Raw genomic sequence first — 1,531 nt, forward strand, 5'->3', positions numbered from 1 at the left:
TTTTTTGCGTTTTGGATTACTTCATCGTCAGACATTTGAGCGATTTCCTTTGCGATTTGCTCTTCGTTGCTCATCTTATAACCTCCACATAGCCAGTAGGCTCCTTTGAAATCGTATCAGTCTGAATCCACCAAACAGTCAGACGGTCTTGAAAATAATCGTTGTGGCGATAGAAGTCTTTTTCAATGTCTATAAGAATACCAATATCATGCTTTTTCTTTTTGAAGTTTTCATCCCACTGACTTTTTGGTCTCACAAGATCACCGACTTTCATTCTTCGCTCTCCACAACATAGAACTCGCTATTACAGCAGTGCTCTCTCATCTCAACTTCGTCGCCTTCTTTATAGCCTTTGCTGTGCCAATAGGTGTCGCAACCCTCGTTTGGGCCAATAACATAAATTCCTCGGTAGATTGCTGACCCGTGTGAAATGCCGTCTTCATCAAATAGAGTTCCAACTGGAAACATTTCTTCTTCGTAGAATGCTTCGGTTCCTTCCTTGAACCAAGTGTCGGGTTTAGCAAAGTATCTTTTCATTCTTCGCTCTCCAAAAATATCTTCCAGTCAACTAACATGATTCCGACCCCACAGTGCGGGCAACGCTCCCTGTCTCTATAATCGCCAACTTCAAATTGCCACTTGTAGACAATGTGACCGTGACCGCATTGTGAACACTGAAGCCAGCCTTGGCTATTGCCGCTCATTCTTCGCGCTTCCTAACCCTTGACTGGAACTTTCTAAACTCGTCTTCTATCCCCTGCCCGATGGAGAAAGCCATCATTAACTTTTCTCTTTCGGATAGTTCTTGGAACTCCTTACTAGAGATAAGAGCATCAGCAACAGCAATTTGTAAGCCTACGCTGACAGATAGCCACGACCCGTTCATTATATGACCATCTCTCTCATATACATCTTCCCACACTTTTAGCTCTTTCTTGAAAGCATCATGCACAGATTTGGAAACTGTGATTTCAAGGCTCATTCTTCGCTCTCCGATGGCACCATGCCGCACTTACGCATAGCCTGTATGGTGAGTGGGAAATCGCCCTGTTCTTCTACCAGACGAAGCATTTCAGCAGCGACATCACGGATCTCTACTTGTGCGTGCTCATCGTTTCGTAGTTTTTGAAAGTGAGCAAAAGAACGCCAGTTGAACATAATGTCACAAGTAATCTGGATTCCGTAAGGAAGATAAAGACGAGCACTTTCTTTTGCCCGCTTACGTGAGTAACCTTGCTCCTCAAGGCGTTCAATACAGCCGTGGTAGCGTTCGTAAGCGTCCTTGATAAAAGCCTCAAGATTATCTTGTTCTTCCTGTGGCCAGTCTTCTGGCAGATAATACTTATCTACTTTGAACTCCTTATACCTTGCGGACTCTGCATTGATACTGACTCCAACACGATGCTTGAGGAGGTGAATATGAGAAGCAATATCTGTTGTGACCAAAAAGTGTAAAGTAGATTTCTCAAACGGGGTATGATGACCTTCGCGAGCCAGCATATCAAGAAGCTTATCAACACGAGCAAGCTTC

At 44.0% G+C, this 1,531-nt stretch carries 4 protein-coding genes; all 4 read right to left on the reverse strand.

Going from position 1 to position 1,531, the window contains the following annotated elements; genetic code table 11:
• Positions 1 to 70: 70 nt before the first annotated feature.
• Positions 71 to 274 carry a hypothetical protein gene (locus EBR25_13895; protein ID NBW42062.1) on the reverse strand — a complete coding sequence of 68 codons (204 nt, stop codon included), beginning with the start codon at positions 272 to 274 and terminating at the stop codon, positions 71 to 73.
• On the reverse strand, positions 271 to 537 hold the full coding sequence (locus EBR25_13900) for a hypothetical protein (GenBank protein NBW42063.1): 267 nt from the start codon (positions 535 to 537) through the stop codon (positions 271 to 273). The genes EBR25_13895 and EBR25_13900 overlap by 4 nt, the downstream gene beginning before the upstream one ends.
• A gap of 163 nt (positions 538 to 700) precedes the next feature.
• Positions 701 to 982: a hypothetical protein gene (locus EBR25_13905; GenBank protein NBW42064.1), complete on the reverse strand. Its 282-nt coding sequence runs from the start codon at positions 980 to 982 to the stop codon at positions 701 to 703.
• The coding region (gene thyX, locus EBR25_13910; protein NBW42065.1) for an FAD-dependent thymidylate synthase at positions 979 to 1,531 on the reverse strand (553 nt) is incomplete at its 5' end. The genes EBR25_13905 and thyX, both read right to left, overlap by 4 nt.

The organism is bacterium (assembly GCA_009926305.1).
Taxonomy (GTDB): Bacteria; Bdellovibrionota_C; UBA2361; order UBA2361; family RFPC01; genus RFPC01.